At 44.0% G+C, this 7466-nt stretch carries 5 protein-coding genes and 1 pseudogene; 1 reads left to right on the top strand and 5 read right to left on the bottom strand.

Annotation, left to right across the window (positions count from 1 at the left end):
* Positions 1-68: 68 nt before the first annotated feature.
* The 5 genes from ACLOR3_RS00025 to ACLOR3_RS00045 form a co-directional block, all read right to left on the bottom strand.
* Positions 69-2414 (bottom strand): HAD-IC family P-type ATPase, encoded by a 2346-nt coding sequence (locus tag ACLOR3_RS00025; RefSeq protein WP_411399946.1) that lies wholly within the window; start codon positions 2412-2414, stop codon positions 69-71.
* A gap of 84 nt (positions 2415-2498) precedes the next feature.
* Positions 2499-2885, bottom strand: a complete 387-nt coding sequence (gloA2, locus tag ACLOR3_RS00030) for an SMU1112c/YaeR family gloxylase I-like metalloprotein (protein ID WP_411399947.1) — start codon at positions 2883-2885, stop codon at positions 2499-2501.
* A 101-nt stretch (positions 2886-2986) separates the two neighbouring features.
* The gene (locus ACLOR3_RS00035) at positions 2987-5338 is read right to left on the bottom strand and encodes a DNA translocase FtsK (RefSeq protein WP_411399948.1); all 2352 of its coding nucleotides are present in this window, start codon (positions 5336-5338) and stop codon (positions 2987-2989) included.
* A 100-nt stretch (positions 5339-5438) separates the two neighbouring features.
* Positions 5439-5954 carry a hypothetical protein gene (locus ACLOR3_RS00040; RefSeq protein ID WP_411400216.1) on the bottom strand — a complete coding sequence of 172 codons (516 nt, stop codon included), beginning with the start codon at positions 5952-5954 and terminating at the stop codon, positions 5439-5441.
* A 95-nt stretch (positions 5955-6049) separates the two neighbouring features.
* On the bottom strand, positions 6050-6832 hold the full coding sequence (locus ACLOR3_RS00045; protein WP_411399949.1) for a hypothetical protein: 783 nt from the start codon (positions 6830-6832) through the stop codon (positions 6050-6052).
* Positions 6833-7068: 236 nt separating this feature from the next.
* Between ACLOR3_RS00045 and ACLOR3_RS00050 the strand changes: the two are divergent.
* Positions 7069-7466: pseudogene (locus ACLOR3_RS00050) on the top strand (peptidylprolyl isomerase); the annotation flags it as partial.

Consider the following 7466-nt stretch of genomic DNA (forward strand, 5'->3'; position numbering starts at 1 on the left):
TATCTGATTTTAATAATAAAATAACGGTATTAACTAGATCCAAGATGATTTAGCTAATACCGTTTTTTTTATTTGTTTCTGGACTTATGCAGATGGGTCACCAAGGTATAGACAAGACGATTCATCACCCATAAGACTCCTTCCATGACTAGTCCTAGGACAAGGGTCAAGATCCAGCCAGTCAGATGAAGGTGGCTGAGATTAAAAATGGAAGAAAATACAAAGACCGACAGACAAAATCCTGTTACATTAAGAAGGATAATGCCCAATTTTACATGATTGAAGGGAAGGCTGAGTTGGTATACTTTTGTAAAGCCAATCAAAGCCAGCAGGTAAATCGAGATGGTCGAAATATCTCCCTGACTTAATCCAAGGAAAGGACCCAGGACCACAAGAAAAAGGACCGATATAAGATTGGTCAAGGCAGCTGGAAGAGCTTGCTCTATCACGGTTTCAATAAAGTCTCCTTCTATCCGGTCACGATTCTTCTCCAAGGCCAGTAAGAAACCGGGGATTCCGATGGTAAATCCACTGATCAAGGACATCTGAGAAGCCTGAATGGGATAAGTGAAAGCAAAGAGAATGGCCAAAATAGCCAATAATATTGAAAAGATATTCTTGACCAAAAAGAGACTAGCCGAACGTTGAATATTGTTGACCACTCGGCGACCTTCATCCACAATCGACGGCATGTGAGAGAAGTCCGAATCTAAAAGCACAACCTGGGCCACCTTTTTGGTCGCATCATGCCCCGTATTCATGGCAATACTACAATCTGCCTTTTTCATAGCGAGGATATCATTGACCCCATCTCCTGTCATTCCGACCTTATGACCATCTGCCTGCAAGCTCTCTACGAGGATTTGTTTTTGCTCTGGACTAACTCGTCCAAAGACGGTGTAGGTCCGTGCTGCATCTACTACCTCCTCATATGTCTTAAGCTGACTAGCATCGACCACTTGATCTGCATCAGGAATACCTGCTTTCTGAGCAACGGCAGCAACTGTCACAGGATGATCCCCTGAAATAACCTTGATGGTCACCCCTTGTTTTTGGAAATAAGCAAAGGTTTCAGGAGCAGTCGACCGTACAGGATTCTCCAAGACCAAGGCTAGAAGGGGAAGGACTGGTGCTTCTAATACTTCCGTCAACTGCTCCCCCTGGTAATGCCCCAAAATAAGGACACGCGCTCCTCGTTCAATTTCTCGCTGCCAGACTTCTTGGTAAGCATCGAGATCATCTCGAAGCAAAACATCCGGTGCCCCTAATAGGTAAATGCCTTGTTGGAACTGAAGGCCCCCAAATTTCTTCTTAGATGAAAAAGGAAGACGGTCTTGAACGGTCCAAACTTCACTTGTTTGGACTGAGTGATACTGCCGAATGGCCGTGATAGTATCATTCTGATCCTCACTGGCCTGGAGATAGTGGCTTAATATTTCTTTGCCTTCTTTTTCATCTAGTGCCAAGGGGAGGAGCTCACTCACCTGCATCCTGTGTTCGGTAATGGTTCCCGTCTTGTCTAGACAAAGGACGTCGATACGGGATAGGGTTTCAATTCCCTTCATACTGTTGAGTAGAACCTTTTGAAGGGCTAAGCGGGTTGCTCCAAGCACCAAGGCCAGGGTCATTAAGAGGTAGAGTCCTTCTGGGATCATCCCAATGATGGCACCAACCATAGAGGTAATGCTAACTTTGAGGGAGTCTTGATTTCCTAGATAGCTCTGCAAGAACAAGAGCAAGCCAATCGGGATGAGAATCATTCCGATCATTCGGACGAGACCATCCACAGCATGAACCATTTCGGATTCTTCGTGTCCCTTGACTTTCTTAGCAGATAGACTCAGCTGATTAATATAAGACGCATCTCCTACTTGTTCCAAGACGGCAACTGCTTGACCTGAGATGACAAAACTTCCTGACATGAGTTTCTGATTCTCACCTTTAGGGATTTCATCTGCTTCACCTGTTAATTGAGACTCATCGACCATGATCGAGCCATCCAGAACCTTGGCATCCGCATAGATCTGATCCCCTGCTTGGAACAAGACGACATCCCCCTCTACCACCTGGTCGACAGGAAGATCCAGCCGTTCTCCTTCACGAATCACTCGAGCTTTCTCCACTTGAAGGAGGCGCATCTTATTCAAAATCCGACGAGACCGTAATTCTTGAACAATCCCAATCAAGGAGTTAACGACCACAATGGGAACAAATAACATATTGTTCCAAGACCGTACTAGTATCAATAAGATAGCTAGAATACCAAAAACCAGGTTGAAATAGGTAAAGACATTTGAATAAATAATCTCTCTGGTCGACTTTTCTGCCGTGATGGTTACTCGATTTTGTTTTCCTTCTCTGATTCTGCTTTGGACTTGCTCATTCGTTAGCCCGCTATATCGCTTCTCTTCCATATTTTCTTCTTTCTTATTTCTGTATCTAGTTTAGCAAAAAGAATGTCTTCTGGCTTGAGACTAGAGACCGAAGATTGTGTAGATCTATTCGTGAAGTTCAAGAGGCAAGCCATCTGGATCAAAGAAGAAAGCCATTTTGCGCCCATCAAAATCATCCACCCGTAGTTCTGTATGAGGGATTCCTAATTGGTCAAACTCTGCTAGACAGGCTTGAACATCTTCCACTTTAAAAGCCAGATGACGGAGACCGGTATGCTCTGGATGAGGGAGAAAGGGTCTTTTTGGGGCAGCTGGTTTGATAAATATTTCCAAGGTCAGGTTTCCCTTTCGAATATTAAAGAGAATATCCTGATTTTCTGGTCGATGGTGTTCGTCTAAAGGTTCAAAGCCTAACTTGTCTACATAAAATTCTCTGGTTTTATCATAATCGTGGCCAATAATGGCAATGTGGTGAATGGTATCGAGATGCATCTGCTGTCCTTTTCTTTTTTATCGTAAACAAAACCTGCCCCTTGTACAGGCAGGTTTTTGCTATTGTCAAATATCTCATTCCTTCTTCATTTAAAGAAAGATTAATTGGTCTGTAAGACCTTTCTTGGCTTGGTTCCTTCAGCTGGTCCGATGACACCTGCTGCTTCCAAGTCTTCCATGAGGCGAGTGGCCCGGTTAAAGCCAACCGATAAACGACGCTGAATCATCGAAGCACTGGCTTTTTGAGTTTCAATGACGAGAGCCTTAGCCTCTTCAAAGAGAGGATCGCCTTCGTCTGAGCCACCCATACCTCCATCAAAATCTGACTCAGATACTTCACCTGGATCAAAGGTATCATCATAATCCGCTTCTGCCTGCTCTTTGACAAAGTTGACAATCCGCTCGACATCGTCATCTGAGATAAAGGATCCCTGTAGACGAATCGGATGATTTTCATCAATCGGTTTAAAGAGCATGTCTCCACGACCAAGCAATTTCTCTGCTCCATTTTCATCCAAGATGGTCCGTGAGTCGGTTCCAGATGAAACCGCAAAAGCGACACGAGAAGGCACATTGGCCTTGATCAAACCTGAGATGACATCAACCGATGGCCGTTGAGTCGCCAAAATCATGTGGATCCCTGCTGCACGCGCCTTCTGCCCAAGGCGAATAATGGCATCTTCCACTTCTTTGCTTGCTACCATCATCAAGTCTGCCAACTCATCGACAATGACCACGATCAATGGAAGGGGCACTTGCTTCATCTCAGACTGGGCATTGTACTCAGCCACCTTGGCATTAAAGCCAGCAATATTGCGAGCGCCTACTTTCGAGAAGAGCTCGTAGCGATTTTCCATCTCGTCAACGACCTTTTGTAGGGCCCGACTGGCCTTGCGTGGGTTGGTCACCACTGGGATCAAAAGGTGAGGAATATCATTGTAAACAGAAAGCTCCACCATTTTTGGATCGACCATCATAAATTTGACTTCGTCCGGACGAGCCTTCATCAAGATACTCGAAATAATCCCATTGACCGCGACGGACTTACCAGATCCGGTAGACCCTGCTACCAAGAGGTGGGGCATCCGAGCCAAATCAAAGGTCCGAGCCGAGCCATCTACAGCCTTCCCAAGAGGAATCTCAAGGAGTTTGGCTGGGTCTGTCTTGGACTGTTCCCACAATTCACGGAAAGAAACGGTCGCAATCTCTGAGTTGGGCACTTCAATCCCGACCAGAGACTTCCCTGGAATCGGTGCTTCAATCCGTACATCCTTGGCAGCTAGGGCTAAGGCCAAATCATCTGCTAGGTTGGAGATGCGGTTGACCCGCACACCTACAGCCGGCTTCACTTCATACTTGGTGACAGAGGGACCGATTTCCGCCCGCTCCACTGTCGCCTTGATGTTAAAGCTTGCAAAGGTTTCTTCCAAAATGCGGATATTTTGGCGAACGATGTTCTTCTCTTTGGATTGGTTTTTCGGTTTGTCAGGTGCGAAGAGATCAATCGTTGGAAGTTTGTATTGAAGGAGTTCCTTAGGTGTGAAGTCCACAGTGACTTCTTCATCCATATCCTCCTCAGGAACTTCTTCTAGCTCCTCTGGATCGTCTTCTGGCCAGTCTTCCGAATAACCTTCCTCTTCATTTGGTAGATAGATTTGAGGGTAGGACTCCTCTACAGGCGCTTCTGCTTCGATCACAGGTTCCATGACCTCACCTGTCTCAAGATCTACAGGATAGCCTTCTGTGCTCATAGGACTAGCTTCTGCAAGTTGCTCGATGCGAGTAGCCTCCTCTGCTTCTGCTTGAAGGGCTTTCTTCTCTTCACGCTCGACAAAGCGCTCTTGACGACGAATTTCCCGTTTTTCCATAAAGGAGCGAAAAGCTGCAACAGCCTGCTCATACAAGTCATAAACCGAATAAGAACTCATCAAGAGAAGTCCCAATACGATCAAGAGTCCTCCAATGAAATAAGTCCCGATGTTCGAGAGCAAGAAGGCAATCGGCGTGTACAGGATGGCACCAAGCAAACCTCCTCCTGCAAAAGAAGAGATGCGAAGGTGCACAAGGTCCCCTAAAATACGTGATAGAGTTGGCCCTAAAGAAGAGCCTTCAAGTTTCAAGAGGGAGACAAAGTAAGCTTGATAGATCAGTAGCAAGCCTGCAAAAAGACTTAAAAAGCCAGACAAGGTCCCTTCATGCTTCTCAATCCATTTGAAAAAGAAGAGGTAGAAAATAACAGCCGTCATTGCGACGTAAGCCAAACTACCTACCAAGAGCCGGATAAGGTTGTAGGTCACTATGCCTAAGGCTCCTAATCGTAAAAAGGCGAAAATGAAGACGAGAGTTAAGACAATCGTCATGATCATTCGGCGAATTGCTTTTTTTCTTTCTATTTCTGCTTTAGACAGTCGTCTTGTCGACCGTGTTTTTTTTGATTGATTATTGTTTGCCATAACTTTTATTATACCACATTTCTAGACTAGTTCTCTAGTAAAATCCTTTTCTGCGATTTACGAAAGCAACAAGAAAACAGTACCACTCAGATACTGTTACTTATAGATTTTTCTTAGGGTGGCGGTCGATGATGGCTTGATGCTCTTTCAGCGCTTGTTTTCCTTTTTCCGTCAACTGAAAGCCCCGAACTGTGAACTCTTGTGCCAACTCTTCTTCGGTAAAGTAATTCGCTAAAGCTTGGTTCAAATCGGCTGCTTTCATCTTGGACAAGCCAGCGACTCCTTTCTTTTTGAGAATGGCTTTTTTCAGGGTCGCATTGATGTGGTCCAGCGAATCAAAAGCTGATTCGATATAGGCATACCCCTTATCTACAAAAACTTTCACATATTCCGGCGCATGAATCCCATAGGTGTATTCAAAGTACTTAGGAAACCAAGTCTCTGTCGTAAACGTTCCAAAGTTGATCCACCACAAGAGAATGATATCTCCGGCAAGCAAGCCATCTTGGAGGAGCTCCATGTTTCTCTTCGAAACGGGCTTAGGGTCCACCAACCAAGCTCCCAAATCCCTATCAGGCGAAATATAGGGTTCCACCTCATGATCTACATAATATATCTGAAATAGTAGGCATCTGTTTCTCCATTTTGATCATCTCTCTCTTGAACTAATTAAAACTTCATTTGAAAACATCCTATTATGTAGGGTGATTCCTATTTCGATTGGAGAGGACACAGATGATTGACCTCGTTCTCCAAGTATTGTTTAGCCTTTCGAACGATATAGAGCGACTCATCTTCTGAAATCAACTTGCGAAAAAGCTCCTTCGCTCTAGGCTTATCTCTTTTAAGAGTGGCATTCAAGGCTTGGTAGTAGATAATTTCCAACTGCTGGTACTTGAAGTCATTGCTTAAGCCTTCGAAATAATCATTACTTTGATGCGCAATGGTTAAATCATAAAGAGCGAGACAGACCTTTTTCGTTTTCTCAGCTAGTGTGGGCTCTGTGATGGTCAATTCATTCAACCGACCCTCCAGTTCTTCTCTAGTCAAATCAGGATCTGTCAGGACAGTCGATCGCATGAGATAACTCTCAAAAAAGTTCTTATATTTGTGCGGTAATTCCCTCTGACTGAATGCTTCTCTAGCTTCCTTGATGACAGTATCGAAACCTCCCATCATAAAAGAATAGGCGACCGATGTCAACTTCATATCTATCTGTAAAATGTTTTTTTTCACATTCTTGTTCAACTGAAGGTATTGCTGCCAAAAAGCTAAATCTAAGTCTACATGCAGCAAGGTGTTGCACTTGTTGGTATAGCTCTTCTTGAGCCATTGGATGAATAAAAACAAGCCTGCAAGGACCAATAAGAGGCCACCCGTCTGAAGAAGAGTATCTCTGACCACTAACCCAATGCAAACAATCAGAAACATTGCCAACAAGCCAGCAGATCTAATATAGAGTCTATAGTTTTTGCGTAGAGTTTTATAATCCATCTTGTAGCCTCCTATTTATAGACTTTATTTTTACTTGAAAACAGATTCTCTGACATCAAAACAAGTTACCTCCCATCATACCTTATTTTTCATAGGCCCGCAAGCTGAATATCACCACATTCCAAGGATAGATTTGAATCAAATGGAAAATTAAGGTACAATAGAGGGTAGACTAATGTGTTGAAAGGATTAATATGAAAAAATTAATTGCCCTACTTGTATTTTCCGGTTTAGCTTTGGCAGGATGTGGCTCTAATCAATCAGATACAAAGACATCCTCTAGCTCGGCTTCAGAAACTAAGCAAACAACTACTTCTAGCGTAGATGCTAGTGAACAAAAGAAATTAGATCAGCTTCGTAAGGATATCCAAGATGCGATGACCAATGAAAATGCGGTCTTTCCTCAGCTCTCCAACGAAGTTGCTGAAGATGAAGCTGTCGTTAAAATCACGACCAACAAAGGGGACATTACCGTTAAGCTCTTTCCGAAATACGCACCTTTAGCCGTTGAGAATTTCTTAACCCACGCTAAGGAAGGTTATTATGACGGCCTCCTCTTCCACCGCGTCATTAATAACTTTATGATCCAAACAGGAGATCCTAAAGGAGATGGTACAGGTGGTGAGTCCATTTG

The sequence above is a fragment of the Streptococcus intestinihominis genome, assembly GCF_046824975.1.
In the GTDB taxonomy this organism is placed as follows: domain Bacteria; phylum Bacillota; class Bacilli; order Lactobacillales; family Streptococcaceae; genus Streptococcus.